Below are 16,373 nucleotides of genomic sequence, written 5' to 3'. Positions count from 1 at the left end.
ATTCGAAGGCCGCATCACCCCAACGGTGATCTAGATTCATGCGCCAGAACTGGATCCACCGATGTTCTGACAGTCCCCTGCCGCGGTCCTGGGTACGGGCATCGCTCCGGCCCTGGTGGCTGCTGGGGTCGGGATGGGCGCGTACTACGGGACCCGGTGGGCCTACGGCAAGCTTCCGGACGGAGTCAAGGGCACCATTGATGACGCGGTTGGTGCGGTCGGTCATTCCATCGGCAATGCATGGAATTCGATGTTTGGGTAGGGATGCGTTGTGTTCTGGAAATACGTTAAGTGGCTCGGAAAGTGCTTTGTCTATTGGGTTGCGACGTTTATCAGCGGCGGCCTCGACACCGGCGACCCCCCGCGCCGTCCTCGGCGCGGGATACAGGACTATCCGTCATATAACCCGGATGCCGATGGACGGAAATGAACCTGTGAAAAACAGCGATGTGCGGTCTCGGCGTACAACGGTGTTGGTCGCAGCCGTATGCGGGTTAGCGGTGTATCTCGGCGCCGTCGCATTGTTCGGTTACGCGTGGAGCCACGCCCAATCGGATTGGGCGAGGCTCGGACTCGTGGTAGCAGGGCTGTGCGTGGGGACGCCGATGATCATCGGCGTCGGCCACGTTGGGCGGGCCGCCGGTCGGCGGAATCTCGTCTGACCACGCCTCCGTGAATTTTGGAGGCGGGCGCAAAGTAGTGAATCGTCCCGGGTCTGATGCGCACCTCCTTTCTTGGGAAGGTGATCTTATGCCCAATGTCTATCCAACCGAGGTGCGGGAGAAGGCGATAGCGTCCGTTCGTGCGGTGGATTTTGCGAGGGCAACCGGAGGCCGCTCCCATTGCCCCGCACTCGAGGGTGCGGGCCCGTCTTCGGCAGCGGTCCTCGAGGTAGTCGGGCTGTCTTCCTTTGGAGCGCAGGGTGGAAGTCGCTATTCAGTTGCCGATCTTGAACGTGTTTCCGTTGGTGTCCTCGCAGTGGTGATAGGACATGGCGTGGCTGCGTCCCTCGACGTTGGGCCAGGAGCATGTCCAGTTGTCGATGGTCAGGAAATGTCCTTGGCCTTGTGATTGGGCGAGGTTGTTGATGTAGTGCTGGGCGGTCGTCAAAGCGGTGGGGCAGTGGACCTCACCGTGCAGGACGATCACTGGAAGGGATTTGCTGTTGGCGACGATGAAGTCGCACATGATTCCGGCAGCGGTGAGCTTCCGGGCGGTCGGCGGCAGTGAGGGCCATGGGGTGTCATTGGTGGGTGTGCTGTCGAATGGGGTGATGTCATCGGTGGGACTGCGTGCAATGCGTGTTTCTTCTGCTGGGCAGTCGAAGTGGGTGTTGTCGAATGCGTGGCCCGGAGTCGGGAGGTTTTCCCGTGTGGCGCCTTCTTGCCAACTGGCGGCGCGGTAGGTGTAGTCCATTCGCGTGCGGGACCGAAGTCCATGCCGGTGATTTGGGTGATTGTTCCCGGAGATTTTGGTGCGCACCGACTGTAGCTGTAGTCACCGCCGGCGGTGGCGTAGGTATTCCATATGTCGCGGTTGCCCCATTTGCTGTAGAGCGAGCCATCGACGGGTGTGAGTGAAGTCCGATTCAGGGTGAGGACTTGGAATTCGTTGTGGTCAGCGAATTCACCTGTCCACAGGATGAGTTCGGGTGTGCCGTCACCATCGATGTCGGTGACGGTCTCGAGTGCGGCATCCTGTTTGCCTGCGAAGCTATCGCTGGTGGGTCCCAGTCCGCCTTGTTGGCTCGAGGTAGAGCCAGGGTAGGTGGCGACAGAGTCGCTGAGGCCGACGTGAACTTGCAGGCTGGGTCCGGTGGTGATCGCGATGGCGATGGGGCTTGAGGGGGGCAGGTCCGCTCAGGGGTGCGTGGGCAACGATCCGGCACATGGATCCGGTGTCTGGGGCGGCGCTGCAGGGGTCTGCGTAGTCGGCTTGGGGTTCGGGTGGTGTCGTTGTGCTGGTCAGCTTGGGTGTGGGGGCGCCGGCCACCGGCGCCGGATTCGGGTTCGTGGTTGATCCACAGGATGCGAAAGTGCAGGTCCAGTTTGCGTTGCACGAGCCGGCGTAGAGCCGAGTCCGCGAGCAGCTTGTACTCGCGTGGCCGACGGCGATTCCGTTTGGCTGCGTGGTCGGCGGACCGCGGAAGGTAGCGGCCGTGCGCATTTGGTTCCCGAAGCGGAGGGCGGTTCGGCCGGCCCCGAATTTCCACATGCATTCCCAGCACCGCGGCGTAACCACGATGCGCTCGTATCTACGTCATGGCAATTGATGGGTGTGGTCGAACCTGTCGACGGACAATCCCATGACCGGAACCGTTCCCGGCGTTGTCAGCGCGCCCCGGAGACGGTCACGCGCCAGGTCGAGACGGGAGGCGATGTGAGTGGGATTGTCCGCCGACGATGCGGGCGATCGCTTCTGCGCAGGATCGGGCGGTCAGCGTCGGCGGCGGGATCGACGTGTCCCACTGCCGTCCACGGGTGATCCACGCGGTGGACAGGCCGGCGGCCCGTCCGCCTTCTATGTCCGCGACTGGGTGGTCACCGACCATCCAGCCTCCGTCGAGGCCGATTCCGGTCGCTGCCGCCGCTTTTCGGAAGATCCGCGCGTCGGGTTTGCGGACCCCGACCGCTCCGGAGATCACCGATCCGGAAAGGTGCCGGTCGAGACCCGAGAGAGCGAGCTTCGCCTCCTGTTGGCGTGCGTCCCCATTGGTGACGACCACGGGGGTCCACCCGGCGGCGGACGCGGCAGTGAGTGCGTCGAGAACGTTCGGTTGGACGCGGATGTCGGCCAGGTGCTCCATCAGAGCCTCGACGATCGAGTCTGTCGATCGCGTGAGCGTGTAGCGCTCACGGATCGCCTCGGCGAGCTGGCGCCGTGGCTGGTAACCGTCCCGATCGGCCCCGATTAACCACTGGGCCTCCTGGGCGCCGCCGCCGAACTGTGCGACGAATCGTACGCACCAGGTACCGAATGCGGCGGTACGGTCGATGAGGGTGTTGTCGAGGTCGAGCAGCAGCAACGACACGTCATGAAGCCTATCTACACGTGACCTTCTGTGTTGCGGGGGGAGTAATCGGACCTGCGACTGTCGGAGCTGTCTGTCACACTCGAGGTATGGAGGGGGCCAACAAGTATGCGCGTGAGGTGATTGCTGCGTTGCGTCCGGTACTGCCGGCGCGGACGCTCGATCATGTGAGTTTCTCGCTGGAGACCGGTCAGGTCGACAAGGCGCTGATCGAAGCGCTGGGTGGGGCGGTCAAGCACGAGGTGACCGTTCCCGCCATTGTGGTCGAGGCGGTGCGGAAGTTGCTGGCGGAGGGGTCGTTGCGGCGCCGCGATGCCCGTGCGGTGCACCGGATGCTGCCGCGGCTGCGCGTGGACACCGGGACCTGACTCGTGGGCACCATCCGCATGATCACACGGGATGGAATGCGGTGGCCGGTCACTGTGTACGTCGTCGCCGCGGTTTGGGTGTGTTGGTGCGGCCGCCTTGGCCGGGCCGGTTGTTCGCCACTGATCGCCGCCCTGGTGGCATCTGGGCTGTGCGGAAGATTTGGAGGGCGGGTAGGCGGCGGTCCCCGAACATGCGGACTGCAGTTTCTCGCTGTGCCGCGTGATGGTCGGCCCACCTCGGGGTCGGGGTCACGTCGCGCTGCGTTCGTCGGATTCGATCGCCTCACACAAAGCTTCCCGGGTGGCCGGGGTGCCGGTGATCGCGTACTCGGTCGGACCGTTGATCAGCAACCTCTGCCAGGTGGTCGGGTCGAATTCCAGCGGGCGGGTCGCGGACAGAAACGTCTCGACGGTCCGCAGGAACCGCACCGGGTCGTCGCGGAAGGGAAAATGACCGGCGCCGCGGAAGATTTCGAGGTGCGAACCGGGCAGCGCGGCATGGGCCAGATACGCGTGATCGACCGGGATGACGACGTCCCGATCGCCCCAGATGAGCTGGACGGGGACGTTCTCGGTCAGGTAGCAGCGGTCGAGCATCGTGACCACCTGCCCGCGCCAGTCCATCACCGCACGCAGGGTACGCAGGTAGGCAGCGTGAGCGGTCGGCTCGGCCAGCCCTGCCAGGATACGAGTCAGATCCGCGGTGTCGTGCAGCGCCGCACCGAGTGGGAGGCCGGTGCCGCGGATCTGATCGTGGACGGTGCCGATCAGCCGCACGGCGGGCAGTGCGCCGGGAAGGCGCAGCAGTTTCAGGGCCTCGTTGAGAACCGGCACCGAGCTGAGCCGGAGAAGGGGATGGACCTCCTTCGCGACGCCACCGGCGGAGACGAGGATCAGCCGATCGACCATCTGCGGGAACTGATACGCGAACTGGGCCGCGACCCCGCCGCCGAGAGAGTGCCCGAGGATGGTGACACGGGCGACGCCCAGGGCGGCGAGCAGATCGCGCATCCCGTTCGCGTACGCCGCGACGGAGTAGTCGGCACGCGGCTTGTCGGACCGGCCGTGGCCGAGTAGATCGGGGGCGATGACGGTGTGCGTGCTCGCCAGGTGCGGGATGATCTCGGCCCAGGTGGACGAGTCGTCACCGATACCGTGCAGCAACAACAGCGCAGGACCGTCCCCGGCCATGCGCACCGCCCGCCGATACCCGTGGATGGTGCGGAACACGGTCCGCACCCCGGTCTCGGGAACAGGTTTCAGAGTGCGACCTCGCACATTACTCATCTCGCCCGCCTTCACTGCGTCGGGCCCACATTCGGACTCCATCGGGTAGTTAACGGAAATGTAGCTGGACGTTACTTCTCGAGTTGAGATGTGTGCAAACCCGTGAAACAGTAACATCCGAATTTGCGGTGATGCCCGGTCCCGTTCCCTAGTTTCCGGCGGCGCATCCTGCCTGATCGATGTGTAACCACCAATTCACGGAAGGCGCGTCCCGTGTTCAAAGGATTCAAAGATTTCGTGCTGCGAGGGAACGTCCTCGACCTCGCTGTGGCCGTCGTGGTCGGCGCCGCGTTCACGGCCATCGTCACGTCCTTCACTCAAAACGTGATCAACCCGCTCGTCGCGGTGGCCGGCGGCGGCAATGAGCTGGGGTGGGGCTACCAACTTCTGGCGGACAACCCAGCGACCTTCGTCAACCTCGGCGCGGTCGTCACCGCGGTGATCAACTTCGTGATCATCGCCGCGGTCGTCTACTTCATCCTCATCGTCCCGGCCAACGCCGCGAAGAAGCGGTTCGTCACCGAACCAGGGGACAAGAAGGCCAGCGAAACGGACCTGCTCATCCAGATCCGAGACCTCCTCGAAACCCGGCTGGACACCAAGGGAACCCCGGCTGTGACGATCAGCCCCCGCAGCCCTCTGTCCTGAGCCGCCACGGCGGCCGACGTGGCCAGTGTGGGGCGCCCGCGACAGGAGTGGCCCGGCACTCGGCGCGCATCCGATCCAGTCCACGGTCCACGGTCCACGACGTTGTCCAATTGCTTCTCACCGTGGAGAGAGGTCGACCTGCGTACGGTTGGGACTGTGTACGGCTGGGATGCGCATCGCCTGGCCGACGACCTTCAGGCCTGCTGCGAGCCCCGGCAACCGCGAGTTCGGCCGAGCGCTCGGGGTCGACGCCGAGGTCACCGGGCCACGCCACGGGCGAGTACTCGGGCTCCCGCCTGGTCGGGCACCGTGACCGCGTCAAAGGGAAGCACTGGCTGCGGTCAGCATTCACTGGGCGCCGAGCTCGTCCCGGTGACGGCCCCCTACTGGTGCGGTTACAGGCAGTCGAAGTGACGTGGACGAGGGGAGGCTACCGATGTGGTGATACGCCCTGACCTGGACCAAGCCCTACCACTGACAATCGCCGTGTGGCGCTACACCGAGTAGCCCCCGGGCGTGGGGCATTGCCGTCCGGCGATGACTTCTGCGTCACGGAAAATACCTTTGAGCTGCATATATAGAAATCTCTCTGTACGGTGATGGAAGCGATCGAACGTATGGCACGGAGGGGGCTGGGCTGCATGACCACTGCACACATCGCCACCACACCCACCGCATCACGCGGTGTCGAAGAGTCGGTGCGGTTCGCAGCTGCAGGGGTTCGTCTTGCCGGCGGCACCGTCACCGAAGCCGACAAGGCGGCTGCGCGCCGCGTTGCTCGTGGCGTGAGCACTCCAGAGGAAGAGTTGGCGGCGTTCCGCGAGGAACTCGAACTCTGATCGTCCATTGCCTTCGACAACTTCACAGTTTCGTTCCACGCCGTTACGGCTACTACCCCGGCGTGGGTGATCCGATCCGCGAGGCAGCAGAAAGGCAGTTCCGGAAGCTGGTGGCCGAGAACCTGGGGCGCGGGCGTGGCCGCACAGAGTTCGTCGCCGGCTCGCCGATTACTGGGGCGAAATCAATACTGGTGGAAGGCCATCATCCAAGGAGTGATGTCGTCGCCGATGTCGTCGAGGGTTCGTCCGTCCGAACGGTTTGCACGGCGACGGCAACGGGTGCCTGTCGGCTGAAAGTGTGCTTGCATACTGCGTTCGAACTCATGGATTCGCTGCCGCGGTCTCGTCTGCACGGTTCGGAGGAGCGCGGTGCCACGTCGCTCTCACTGCCCGAGTGGCTGACGCGGTCGATTATCGTGTAGCCGGCGTTCGAGGTCAGTCGGTCAAGCACCGCACGCGGAGTTGACGGGTGCCTTGTTGATTCGGTCCCACAGGAATTTTGCCGCAAGCGGCATCCCGGTCGCCGCTCCGAAATCGTGACTAAGAGTTGATCCCGGTAGCAGCGGCGGTGTGATGTCGTCTTGTGTGTATTCGACTTCCGCCCCCAATGCGCACCATCTGTCTCTCAGTGCTGCAATGGAATCAGCGGGAACGATGTCGTCGTTGGTGGACGTGTGCAGGTATACCGGGGCAGAGGGGGCCGTGCGACCGATCTGTTGATCGTCGACTACCGCCGCGAGTTCCGGCTCTTCGGACAGGATCTGCGAGAAGGATTTTCCATCGACGCTGTAGTCGGTACTACGAGTACCCAACGATGTCAGCCCGGTATCCGGCACGCATTGCGTCGCGCTGGTCTTAAGCCATTGCTTTCCCTTGTCGTTGAGCCGCTTGTCGAAGATCGGCCCTAGCTCGGGGTACCTCTCCATCAGGCTGTTGAGGGTGTATCCGATCGCTCCGGTGAGCAGTGACCCATCTGCCTTGCGGAGAACTTCGCGCAGGTCGGGATCGGCGGCCCCCGCATAGGTTCCGAGCATATTCAGCTCCGGTGCCCGTTCACCGACGATTTCTGCAGCGGATGCGCTCGCCCCGCCGCCTTGGGAGTAACCCCAGAACGCGATCGGCGTGGAGTCAGGCAGATTCCACAGTTGATTCGAGGCCCGCGCGGCATCGACGACGGCGTTGCCCTGCTCGACTCTGTTGACGTAGGTGTGAATCCCGGGAGTGCCGAGTCCGATGTAGTCGGGCATGACTACGCGAAACCCTGCGGTGAGCAGCAGGTCCGCATCTGTGACGTTGTAGTTGACGGGCAGGCTCAGCTGAGGGCTGATCTGAATATTGAAGGCCCACGCAAGGTTCTTCGAACCGGCGCATTGATCGCCCTGGCCGAACGTACCCGGAGCAACGACGACGGTAGGCCGTTCGCCGGGGCCTCGCCAGGGAAACGCGGGCGTGATAGCTGCGCCCGTGGTGGCCACGGGAGTTCCGTCCACGAGAGTGGAGGTGTACATGATCTTCTCGCTGTTACCCGGCCACGTGTCAGGGATGCCGGGTATCTGGCCGAACAGGGGGGTGGGCTCGGACTTGATCATCGTGCCCTCCCCTGCCGGCAATATCGTGGGTGGTTGATAAAAATCTTGCGATTCCGCGTGGGCGAGAGCGGGAGTCATGGAAACGGCTCCGACAGCGAGTAAGCCCACTGCCGCGAGACGGAGGAGCGCAGCCTTATGCATTTCTTCTCAGATCTTCCGTGTCAGACATTGGTGTCTAACTTTCCTTCAAAGTAGCGTACTTGTGATGGGACTCGCAATGGGGGTTGCGCATCGGTGTTCGCCACAGTTGGCGTTCATGAGCGTGCTTGCAGGCGAGCTGCTGCCGAGGAAGATTCCTGGCCTGCGGAGAAGTGCCGGGATGCCGAATGGTCTCGACGAGAAGAGAGAGGATCGGATTTCGGATCAGCTGGTCGAGGCGTCGGTGCCGATCAGAGCGCTCAGAATCGTGGACATGACTTTGACGAGACCGTCGACGGGCGGACGGGTGGGGGCAGTGCTCCACTGGTGCACGAGAGCCATGAGTGCGCCGATGAACGCCGTCGACGCCATGTCGTATCCGCCGGGGGGAACAAAATCCTCACCCACGGCATTTTGAACTGTCGTTTTGAAGAACGCGACCCATTCTGTGCGACGCGCTACTCGGTGTGCTTCCACTCGGGGACTGACCCCGACGATGTCTACGAACAAGATCTGGGCTCGCCGAGGATCAAGGCCGATCGACTCGACGAACGCCGTCATCGCCGCTTCCGCGCGATCGGCAAGTGTCGCGGGGTTTTCGGCGGCGATCGCGGTCAACATCGCGTCCCGCGCGTCGCTCTGAATCTGGTCGTACAGTGCGATCAGCAGATCTTCACGGCTGTCGAACTCGTCGTAGAACTGTTGTCTTGCAAGACTCGCGGCGGCACAGATATCTGCGACCGAACTTGATGCGTAACCCTTGTGCGAGAAGACGTCCAGCGCAGCCCAAATGAACTGCAGTCTTCGTTCGGCACGCCGAGCCGATACGGGTCGACCACCGTAGTTTCGAGTCTCGTCGCTGACCTCCTGCACGTCGTACATGATAGTCCCCTCCCTCGGTGGGCGACGCAGAGACCTCAGGCGTAGATCGCCTCCACGTCGGAAGCGTAATGTGCGAGGACGACGTCACGTTTGATCGACAGCTTCGGCGTCAGTTCTCCGGCACTCTGAGTCCATTCGGTGTCGAGGATGCGGAACTGTTTGATCTGTTCCGCCTTCAAGACCATTTTGTTGGTTTTCGATACCGCGCCGTCGATTTCGGCGTGCAGGCCGTGAACGAGTTGCAGGTCGGAGACGGATACTTCCTGGGGCAGGCCTCGCCGCTCCCGCCACGCCCGAAGCGCCGTGGAATCGAGCGTGATCAGCGCACTGACGAAGGGGCGTGCGTCGCCGAGCACCATCGCCTGATTGATCAAAGGATGGGCACGGAGGGCATTTTCGAGTGGGGCCGGCCGATGCCGTTGAAGTAGTGCCCGAGTCGTGTCCCGAGAGGCACGCCGCCTGAGACGACGTGGGTGCACTGCCCTCCGAGCGCGGTCTTGATTTTCGTAACGCGTCGACGCCATGATCGCCACGCGATCCCCCAGCGTGATACCCGAGGCGATCAACCCGGCAGCGCAGCTGTGACGTGCTCCGCGAATTCTGCCGCAGTGACATCGGTCCACTGTGCGTCCTCACCGCGTTTCCTGAACGCGACGAAGTTCGGCGACTCGGCTGCGTAGCGAAATAGGTTATCAGCCAAAGATATCCGATTCGGCGATCAGTGTGACTGGTAAGTTGAAAGCGCGCATGTCTGTCGATTCCCTTCGAGAGGCAGCTCGATGGCAGTCTCCCGCCGGGTTCGACAACTGTCAGGCACAAGCATCTCACTCTGTCGAGTGCTGCCTCTGCGCCGCGCGCAACTTCCGGCCCCACCGGGTGCCTAATACTGCAACGCCAGTTATGGGACGTGTCCGAGGTTCAGGTGGTCAGGTTCAGCGCGGCGGCCTCCGCGGTCTGCGGTCGAACCGCAGTTGTCACTAGTCGGACTATCCGTTGTGCCCCCTCGACTGCCGTGCCTGCGTCGGTTCCGTGCAGGCCGAGTACCGGGTCGAGACCTTGCACGTGAGGTGCCAATGCGATCTGAGGGAGAAGTACCAACAAGGTCGCCAGAAGAGCTGCACGATCGGCGTCTGCGCGAATCTGACCGCTCCGCACACCCGCATCGATGATTGGCTCGAGCATGGCGAGGTAATGCGGATCGATAGCGGCTCGGACCGCCGAGCGGCCGCGCGCATCGGGTTCGAGCGTCGAGGCTGCGGTCAAAGCACGCTCGACAGGATGGTCAAAAAAGTAGCGTACCCACCGCTCGACCATGCTCTCCAGTGCACCGAAGAAGTCCACGTCCCAGGGAAGCGTAACCGCGTATTCGTTCATCGCTGCCCGCACCCGCTCACCGGACAACTCGGTCAGATGGGCATACAGGTCGGCCTTGTCATCGAAGTACTGGAATAAACTGCCCTTTGACACGCCCGCGTTACGGCAGATCGTGTTCAGGCTGGCTCCGCTGTAGCCGTGGGCGCAGAACTCATCCTGCGCTGCACTTAGCACGGCGCTGCGCCGCGCCTCCGGTAGCCGCGCCCAGGTCGATGTCGGCACCCGTCCTCCTTCTTGCGTTTGACGACGTATAAGAGCTGGTCTAGCTTATGACCACTGGTCACATGACCGGTGGTCACACGGAAAATGGAGATGTCATGCCAACCTACACCGATCCACCAACCGCGGCCGACGCCAATCCGATCGAGCGAGTCCTTTCGCGGATTCGTACCAAGTCCGCCGATCTTCCTACCCCCGAGGAGGTTGAAGGCTTTCGCCTGGCTCAGAAGCTCTCTTTCTCCTGTGCCCAGGCCGTGGCAGCCGAGATGCGACCCGGCTGGACCGAAGGCCAGACCCAGGACTGGATGACGAGCTACCTCCACGACCATGGGGTGAGGACCAGCTTGCACAAACCGATCGTTGGTTTCGGCCCGCGCTCCCTCGCGCCCGATGCCGAGTGGTTTCCCGCCAAAGGCGCCGGCTTGACGCTCGAGGACAACGACGTCGCCATCATCGACTGCGCACCCATCGTCAACGGTTATGCCGGTGATGTGGCGTACACAATCCAAGTGGGCGATGTCCCTGAGCTCACCGAAGCGATGGACTTCCTGTCCGATCTGCGCAATCGCATCCCGGGACAGTTCACCCTCCCGGAGACTGCGGCCACGATATTCGAGTGGGTGACAGGCGAAATGGAAGGGGCCGGCTACCAGAATGCAGTCAACGGATACCACGGTCACATCCTGGGTCACCGCGTCTATCGTCACCGGCCTGCCTCGGCCAACTTCCGCCACTACCTGCCGACGGTGCCGTTCGGCTACAAGGCGAGCTGGCATTCGCCCGGCTTCCTCCTGAAGTCGATACGTCGTGCCCTCATGCCTGAGCTTCTGGGCCCGTTCCACACAGGGCCCAAGACCGGTGTTTGGGCGATCGAACCTCACCTGCGCGTCGGCACGAAGTACGGCGTCAAATTTGAGGAGCTGCTAGTCGTCGAGGATGGGTACGCATATTGGCTCGACGACACCTCTCAGAAGCGCATCGTCATAACGGCTGGGAACTGAACAGCTGGACAGGAAGGTGAGCTTCCGCCGGATCGAACAGATTCACCAGCCCCGCCGTCGCGACGGCGCACGCTTACCACCGAGGCTACAAACGCACGGGGCACGACAGTCACGGCCCACCATCCGCCATTGCCAGCAACCTGCCTGGCCGAGATCACTTGGAGTGTCGGCTTATTCGAATTGTGCGGCCTCCACGGTGAGCTTAGCTCAGCCCGACGTGCCGTGCGTCTGTGCAGGCACGGTGGCCGACGTCCGACCAGGCACCTGATCACCAGGTATCACCTCAGCTTGGTTGAGGCTGGCGCCGCGACACACCGAATCTCGTCGGGCACTCGCGACTGACGCTGGCGGCACCCGTACAGGAGGTCGCCGAGACCCCGAGCTCCACACCATCGGCAGAGTCCGAGAACCCAATCACAAGGGCTGGAACAACTCGTTAGAAAGGGCGGATAGATGGCACGCGCGAAGTTTGCTGACTACCTGGATAAGAACATACTGATCACAGGGGCGGCGTCGGGACTTGGACTCGCACTGACGCACCAATTCGTGCGCCAAGGCGCCCACGTCATCCTGCTGGGGCGTTCTGCGGACAAGCTGGAGCAAGCGCTCACGAGCATCCAAGATCTGGGCGGTAGTGGGACCGCGCAATCCGTCTCGGTGGACGTGGTGGACAACGAAGCATTGCAGGCTGCGCTCGAGCCACTCCTGACCGAACTCGGTGGGCTGGATGTCGTAATCAACAACGCGGGTATCAGCGGAGAAGCCTACATCGAGGATGTGCCTCTGTCGGAGCACCACAGGTTCATGGAGACAAACTATTTCGGGTGCCTGAACGTGATTCAGGCGACTCTGCCCTACCTGAAAGCCAGCCATGGCACGTTGATCAATGTGGCGTCAGTCGCTGGCCTGCTCGGTTCCTTCGGTTTCTCGGCTTATTGCGCATCCAAGCACGCGCTGGTGGGGCTTACCGAGGTCCTCAAGTATGAGCTCGAGCCACAGGGAGTCAGGGTGCATCTCGTGTGTCCGAGCGAATTCATGACCCCGATGGTTGAGTCACTGGAGATAGCTCGGACACCCGAAAATCGTGCGGCTACCCAGACCATTCCTCGGGTGACGACGGAGCTTGTCGTGGCGGAGATACTCGACGGGATCGATGCCGGTATCTACCGAATCATTCCAGGAATTCGGACGAGGGTGCTGGTCCGAGTCGGGCTGGCTTTGCCGGGATTGAGTCGCTGGCTGGTCGCCAGGCGCATTGGTGCTGTCTACGTCGGCCCCGGACGGCCGTCCCCTCGGGTAATCCATGATCGGCGGGTATTAAGTGCAGTCGGACGAGTCGCACTACAAACCGGCGGCACCGCGCCGCCACGGCCACGCCTGGGCATCGTCATCGGCGGGAAGGGTGTAGCGCCCGGCGTCACACCGCAGGCCGGTGTCTCGATACAGCCACCCCACCGCCACGAACATCCGAATTGCTGTTCACGGACCAAGTCGCGCACGGCGGCCTGTGGCTCGCAGCGTACGAACCGCGCAGCGCTCTGGCGGTGGCTGCAGTCTTCGGTGCGCCGGCAATCGGGAAACTCTGACACTCAGAAAGGCTCGATCCAGTGACCTCGACGGACCTCGAATCCACCCCTCGCCTATAGCGCTCGCGTGTTCTCCGGCTGGAGGAATAGTCAAATCCTTGAGTTAGGCGACCTCCGATACCAGGGTCAGCGCGCTCGAGGGCGCTTGCTGCACGGGTCGGGTCTGACGCGCGGAGTTGATGCGTCTGGCGGCGCAGCGGGTGCTCGAGGCTCCCGGAATGATCGAACACGCGGTGAATCGCGAGATCTTCCGCGGCGAGAAGAACAGAGCCCATCTGATGGCCCGCCACGCCCGACGCCAGGCGCGGCGCCGCACGCAACCGGACTGACCCGCCGGGCACCCTTCCGCACCCACAGGAACTGACCGACCGCTGCTGTGGGTCAGTGCGTGGAAGCCTGGGTGCGTGTCGATGTATCCGCCTCCGGCGGTTTCCAGGCCACCTGCGGTGTCCTCCGAATTGAGCGGCGCTGCGCTCCCCTGGAAGAGCGGCGGTTATCTGCGGGACCTGCTCGCGGGGCGATCAGCTCGGCGATCGTCGTGGGGGTCCCCCATCTGGCGCAGATGACTGCGGACCCCAGATCAGGGTAGAGCTTTCGACGCAGCACAGTGAACCATTTTCGGTACCGGCGGCCGCTCCGGCTCACTGCTGAACCGAACGCGGTCTGAGCACGACCGATACTCCGGAATGCCGGGCACGCCTGAACACGCATTACCCGCTCACACGATCGGTGAGAATTCGGTCCATTCTGAGGTGGCCGCGCGGACGGCGGATTTGGTGTGATGATCTGCGGTGATGGGGGTTCCACCGATATCGTCGACGAGGTGCGTTTGCGGGAAGTTGGTGTGGTTGACAGGGCTTGCGCGTCACGGCGAGCGACGTGAACTGAGCAGCCGCGGTGGTCGGGCCCAAACTTTCGTTGGAGGTGTGTATGACGGTCGCTGACACGGTGGCGCCGCTGGTTCGCGCGGTGCTGGGGGCGCAGGTCCCGGTAGGGATCAGGTGTTGGGACGGTAGTCGCAGTGGGCCTTCGGACGCGCCGTGGCAGGTGCACATCGTCAATCGGCGTGGTTTGCGGCGGTTGCTGTGGGCGCCGAACGACCTCGGTTTCGCTCGGGCCTACGTGTCCGGCGACATCGACGTCGAGGGAGACCTTCTCGCCGGACTGGACGTGTTGGAGCAGGTGTCGGATCCGAGTCGGGGACCGGGTGTGCGGATCGACAGGCAAACGAAGAAGGCACTGGTGACAGCGGCGCTGCGCCTGGGGATCATCGGGCTGCCACCGAAGCCGCCGGCGGAGGAGATGAAACTGGCGCGCGGCGGGCGCCGGCACGACAAGGGTCGTGACGCTGCCGCGATCAGTCATCACTACGACGTCGGCAACGACTTCTATCGACTCGTGCTCGGTGAGTCGATGACCTACTCGTGTGCGTACTGGGCGCAGCAGAGTGAGGATTTGGGTGCGGCCCAGTACGCCAAATGCGATCTGGTGGCGCGCAAGCTCGGCCTGACCGCGGGGATGCGGGTACTCGACGTCGGCTGTGGGTGGGGGACCTTTGCACTGCACGCGGCACGTCACTACGGCGTGCACGTCGTCGGTGTCACTCTGTCCCAGGAGCAGGCGGACTATGCCCGCAAACGGATGGTCGACGAGGGCGTGGGAGAGTTGGTGGAGATTCGAGTTCAGGACTACCGCGACGTCACAGACGGCCCCTACGATGCGATCTCGAGCATCGGCATGGCCGAGCATGTCGGCGCCGCGATGCTCGCGACCTACGCCGCGGACCTGTTCGCGCTGCTACGCCCTCGGGGGCGGTTGCTCAACCATGCGATCTCGCGGCGACCACGCAAACCTGCTGCCAAATTTTCGAAGACGTCGTTCATCGATCGCTATGTGTTCCCCGACGGAGAAATCGAACCGATCGCGACGATGATCGAGGCGCTCGAAGGGGCCGGTTTCGAGGTGCGTGACGTCGAGGCGCTGCGCGAGCACTACGCGCTGACCCTGCGGGCCTGGGTGGGGAACCTGGATGCGAACTGGGACGAGGCAGTGGCCTATAGCAGCGCCGGGCGGGCACGAGTGTGGCGGCTGTACATGGCCGGCGCGGCGTTGGCTTTTGCGGCGAACCGGCTCGGGGTCAACCAGGTTTTGGCAGTCAAATGCGCCGAACGGGGGCAGAGCGGCATGCCCGGTACTCGTGCCGAACTTTTGCAGCCATCCGCCCCGATACCGTCCCCGCCGGGTCTCGAAGTTCCAGGTCGAGGCGTGCCTTCTGGACACCTCACTCTCGATCCCGGCGCACAGTAAGCCGGGTTCGCCGCGCCGTTGACCGGATGCAGCTGACAGCGTAGTTGTCCCCAGGGGTATGTATGACTCTGATAGGGAAGGGTCGGTGGGGTTCTTCCCGGAGCCGCTCAACGTGCCCCACTCGATTTACTCCTCGGGCGGAGTGCCCAGAGTCGCGAACATCGCTTTCACCACGGCCTCGATGAGTGCTTGGCCCAGTCCTCGATGAGGGTCTTGAACCTCGAACTCCTTGAGGGTGAAGCCTTGCCGTGTCGCCGATCAACGTCAAGAATGCTTCCCGCGCCGTCTCCGGGAAATCGCACCTCAGCGCGTTCTTCGCGCGTCGAACAAGTGTCGGATGGTGTCGATAGCCTGCTGGTCATGACGATCGCCCAGGGACTACGCACCGCCGAGCTGCCCGCGGCTGCTGTTATCAGCGACACCGCGGTGTTTCCAGATCTGTCGGAGGCGGTGGCTGCGCGGATCGGGCGGGCGATGGCCGAGTCCCGGTCCGAGGGCACCCGCCGCACCTACGCGTCGGCGTGGCGGCGGTTCGAGCAGTGGTGTCACACGCACGGCCACGCCTCGTTGCCGGCGCACCCGGCGACGGTCGCGGCCTACCTTGTCGACGCCGCCGACACCATCGGCTCGGACGGTATCCGGGTCCGTCGTCGAGCTCTCCAGGCCGGTTTCGATCCCGCCCTCGTGACTCAGCTCGGCGGACACTCACTGCGTGCCGGGTTCGTCACCCAGGCCTTCAACCGAACCGTCATCGGCGTCGAATGGGCGACTGGATCACCGCGAATCACCGCTTCCTCGCCAGAACGTTGGACGTTGTCCTGAACCGTCTCGCCCGTGGTGTGTTTCATCCTCCAACACCGAACTTGGTGCCACTGGATCGACTTCCTGCTGAACTTGCCGGTCCGCTCCCTGCCGCCGTCTCGTGCGCACGGTTGTCGTACCGAGCTGAAATCAGCGCCATGACGCCTTGCCTCCGAACCCGATGAAACGCCGATCGTTAGCTCGGCTGGAACCTCATTCCGCCCTTATAGACAGTGATTTTACCTCTTCAAATTACCGAACGACTGCTAGGGGGCGCTCGTGGTCGTGGCGCTATTCTGGGGT

At 63.3% G+C, this 16,373-nt stretch carries 17 protein-coding genes; 9 read left to right on the top strand and 8 right to left on the bottom strand.

Going from position 1 to position 16,373, the window contains the following annotated elements; translation table 11 throughout:
* From R4P95_RS30095 to R4P95_RS30085, 3 genes are all read right to left on the bottom strand, one after another.
* The coding region (locus R4P95_RS30095; RefSeq protein WP_317747071.1) for a hypothetical protein at window positions 1-226 on the bottom strand (226 nt) is incomplete at its 3' end.
* 710 nt (window positions 227-936) lie between these two features.
* Complete coding sequence (locus R4P95_RS30090) at window positions 937-1,416, bottom strand: hypothetical protein (RefSeq protein WP_317747072.1); 480 nt, start codon at window positions 1,414-1,416, stop codon at window positions 937-939.
* 934 nt (window positions 1,417-2,350) lie between these two features.
* On the bottom strand, window positions 2,351-3,031 hold the full coding sequence (locus R4P95_RS30085; RefSeq protein ID WP_213572779.1) for an HAD family hydrolase: 681 nt from the start codon (window positions 3,029-3,031) through the stop codon (window positions 2,351-2,353).
* 89 nt (window positions 3,032-3,120) lie between these two features.
* Between R4P95_RS30085 and R4P95_RS30080 the strand changes: the two genes are divergently transcribed.
* The gene (locus R4P95_RS30080; protein WP_213572778.1) at window positions 3,121-3,399 is read left to right on the top strand and encodes a hypothetical protein; all 279 of its coding nucleotides are present in this window, start codon (window positions 3,121-3,123) and stop codon (window positions 3,397-3,399) included.
* A gap of 249 nt (window positions 3,400-3,648) precedes the next feature.
* Here R4P95_RS30080 and R4P95_RS30075 read toward each other — a convergent pair whose 3' ends face one another.
* Window positions 3,649-4,686, bottom strand: coding sequence for an alpha/beta fold hydrolase (locus tag R4P95_RS30075; protein ID WP_213572777.1), 1,038 nt, complete (start codon window positions 4,684-4,686; stop codon window positions 3,649-3,651).
* 213 nt (window positions 4,687-4,899) lie between these two features.
* Here R4P95_RS30075 and mscL point away from each other — a divergent pair, with 213 nt between their 5' ends.
* The 3 genes from mscL to R4P95_RS30060 all read left to right on the top strand — a co-directional run bounded on the left by mscL (window position 4,900) and on the right by R4P95_RS30060 (window position 6,595).
* The gene (gene mscL, locus R4P95_RS30070) at window positions 4,900-5,334 is read left to right on the top strand and encodes a large conductance mechanosensitive channel protein MscL (RefSeq protein ID WP_213572776.1); all 435 of its coding nucleotides are present in this window, start codon (window positions 4,900-4,902) and stop codon (window positions 5,332-5,334) included.
* 641 nt (window positions 5,335-5,975) lie between these two features.
* On the top strand, window positions 5,976-6,173 hold the full coding sequence (locus R4P95_RS30065; RefSeq protein ID WP_249353874.1) for an antitoxin VbhA family protein: 198 nt from the start codon (window positions 5,976-5,978) through the stop codon (window positions 6,171-6,173).
* 62 nt (window positions 6,174-6,235) lie between these two features.
* Complete coding sequence (locus R4P95_RS30060; RefSeq protein ID WP_317747073.1) at window positions 6,236-6,595, top strand: hypothetical protein; 360 nt, start codon at window positions 6,236-6,238, stop codon at window positions 6,593-6,595.
* A 21-nt stretch (window positions 6,596-6,616) separates the two neighbouring features.
* On the opposite strand, the gene R4P95_RS30055 is transcribed toward R4P95_RS30060, so the two are convergent.
* The 4 genes from R4P95_RS30055 to R4P95_RS30040 form a co-directional block, all read right to left on the bottom strand.
* Window positions 6,617-7,762 carry a lipase family protein gene (locus tag R4P95_RS30055; protein WP_317747074.1) on the bottom strand — a complete coding sequence of 382 codons (1,146 nt, stop codon included), beginning with the start codon at window positions 7,760-7,762 and terminating at the stop codon, window positions 6,617-6,619.
* A 363-nt stretch (window positions 7,763-8,125) separates the two neighbouring features.
* On the bottom strand, window positions 8,126-8,782 hold the full coding sequence (locus R4P95_RS30050) for a TetR/AcrR family transcriptional regulator (protein WP_213572773.1): 657 nt from the start codon (window positions 8,780-8,782) through the stop codon (window positions 8,126-8,128).
* 35 nt (window positions 8,783-8,817) lie between these two features.
* The gene (locus tag R4P95_RS30045) at window positions 8,818-9,141 is read right to left on the bottom strand and encodes a hypothetical protein (protein WP_213572772.1); all 324 of its coding nucleotides are present in this window, start codon (window positions 9,139-9,141) and stop codon (window positions 8,818-8,820) included.
* Between the two features lie 559 nt (window positions 9,142-9,700).
* The gene (locus tag R4P95_RS30040) at window positions 9,701-10,378 is read right to left on the bottom strand and encodes a TetR/AcrR family transcriptional regulator (RefSeq protein ID WP_213572771.1); all 678 of its coding nucleotides are present in this window, start codon (window positions 10,376-10,378) and stop codon (window positions 9,701-9,703) included.
* Between the two features lie 95 nt (window positions 10,379-10,473).
* Between R4P95_RS30040 and R4P95_RS30035 the strand changes: the two genes are divergently transcribed.
* The 5 genes from R4P95_RS30035 (at window position 10,474) to R4P95_RS33710 (ending at window position 16,091) form a co-directional block, all read left to right on the top strand.
* A complete protein-coding gene (locus tag R4P95_RS30035) occupies window positions 10,474-11,376 on the top strand; it encodes a M24 family metallopeptidase (protein WP_213572770.1) in 903 nt (300 codons plus the stop codon).
* A 453-nt stretch (window positions 11,377-11,829) separates the two neighbouring features.
* On the top strand, window positions 11,830-12,987 hold the full coding sequence (locus R4P95_RS30030; RefSeq protein ID WP_317747075.1) for an SDR family NAD(P)-dependent oxidoreductase: 1,158 nt from the start codon (window positions 11,830-11,832) through the stop codon (window positions 12,985-12,987).
* Window positions 12,988-13,141: 154 nt separating this feature from the next.
* Window positions 13,142-13,291, top strand: coding sequence for a hypothetical protein (locus R4P95_RS30025; protein ID WP_317747076.1), 150 nt, complete (start codon window positions 13,142-13,144; stop codon window positions 13,289-13,291).
* Window positions 13,292-13,892: 601 nt separating this feature from the next.
* A complete protein-coding gene (locus R4P95_RS30020) occupies window positions 13,893-15,269 on the top strand; it encodes an SAM-dependent methyltransferase (protein WP_249353872.1) in 1,377 nt (458 codons plus the stop codon).
* Between the two features lie 360 nt (window positions 15,270-15,629).
* Complete coding sequence (locus tag R4P95_RS33710; RefSeq protein ID WP_397517760.1) at window positions 15,630-16,091, top strand: hypothetical protein; 462 nt, start codon at window positions 15,630-15,632, stop codon at window positions 16,089-16,091.
* The last annotated feature ends 282 nt before the right edge of the window (window positions 16,092-16,373 follow it).

The organism is Rhodococcus sp. IEGM 27 (assembly GCF_033142305.1).
Lineage (GTDB): Bacteria > Actinomycetota > Actinomycetes > Mycobacteriales > Mycobacteriaceae > Rhodococcus_F > Rhodococcus_F oxybenzonivorans.
This window is presented reverse-complemented; position numbering and strand designations above follow the sequence as displayed.

Excerpts from the sequence above, each read along its gene's own strand:
- R4P95_RS30090 (WP_317747072.1), bottom strand. The coding sequence starts at position 1,416 with ATGGACTACACCTACCGCGCCGCCAGTTGGCAAGAAGGCGCCACACGG.
- R4P95_RS30080 (WP_213572778.1), top strand. The coding sequence starts at position 3,121 with ATGGAGGGGGCCAACAAGTATGCGCGTGAGGTGATTGCTGCGTTGCGT.
- R4P95_RS30075 (WP_213572777.1), bottom strand. The coding sequence starts at position 4,686 with ATGAGTAATGTGCGAGGTCGCACTCTGAAACCTGTTCCCGAGACCGGG.
- R4P95_RS30065 (WP_249353874.1), top strand. The coding sequence starts at position 5,976 with ATGACCACTGCACACATCGCCACCACACCCACCGCATCACGCGGTGTC.
- R4P95_RS30055 (WP_317747074.1), bottom strand. The coding sequence starts at position 7,762 with ATGATCAAGTCCGAGCCCACCCCCCTGTTCGGCCAGATACCCGGCATC.
- R4P95_RS30050 (WP_213572773.1), bottom strand. The coding sequence starts at position 8,782 with ATGTACGACGTGCAGGAGGTCAGCGACGAGACTCGAAACTACGGTGGT.
- R4P95_RS30045 (WP_213572772.1), bottom strand. The coding sequence starts at position 9,141 with ATGGTGCTCGGCGACGCACGCCCCTTCGTCAGTGCGCTGATCACGCTC.
- R4P95_RS30035 (WP_213572770.1), top strand. The coding sequence starts at position 10,474 with ATGCCAACCTACACCGATCCACCAACCGCGGCCGACGCCAATCCGATC.
- R4P95_RS30030 (WP_317747075.1), top strand. The coding sequence starts at position 11,830 with ATGGCACGCGCGAAGTTTGCTGACTACCTGGATAAGAACATACTGATC.
- R4P95_RS30025 (WP_317747076.1), top strand. The coding sequence starts at position 13,142 with ATGCGTCTGGCGGCGCAGCGGGTGCTCGAGGCTCCCGGAATGATCGAA.
- R4P95_RS30020 (WP_249353872.1), top strand. The coding sequence starts at position 13,893 with ATGACGGTCGCTGACACGGTGGCGCCGCTGGTTCGCGCGGTGCTGGGG.
- R4P95_RS33710 (WP_397517760.1), top strand. The coding sequence starts at position 15,630 with ATGACGATCGCCCAGGGACTACGCACCGCCGAGCTGCCCGCGGCTGCT.